Raw genomic sequence first — 308 nt, 5'->3', positions numbered from 1 at the left:
ATCAGCGCGAAGAGGAACTCGTTCCAGGCGATGATGAAACAGAAGATGCCGGAGGTCAGCAGACCCGGGGCGGCCATGGGCAGCACGATGTTCCAGATCACCTGCAACCGCGAGGAGCCGTCGACCATCGCCGCCTCTTCGGTGTCCAGGGGGATGCCGTCGATGAAGCCCTTGATCATCCAGATCGCGAACGGCATCACGATGGCGAGGTTCACCAGGATCAGGCCCAGCCGCGTATCCAGCAGGCCGATATCCCGGAACATGATGAAGAAGGGCAGGATGATCACCACCGCCGGCAGGAATTGCGT

1 protein-coding gene is annotated in these 308 nt (G+C 61.0%); it reads right to left on the bottom strand.

Annotated features, from left to right (window positions below; genetic code table 11):
* The coding region (locus H2O73_RS23720) for an ABC transporter permease subunit (protein ID WP_182110763.1) at positions 1-308 on the bottom strand (308 nt) is incomplete at both ends.

The sequence above is a fragment of the Vibrio marinisediminis genome (assembly GCF_014050145.1).
In the GTDB taxonomy this organism is placed as follows: domain Bacteria; phylum Pseudomonadota; class Gammaproteobacteria; order Enterobacterales; family Vibrionaceae; genus Vibrio; species Vibrio marinisediminis.
The sequence above is the reverse complement of the archived record's forward strand: the minus strand, read 5'-3'. Positions and strand labels throughout refer to the sequence as shown.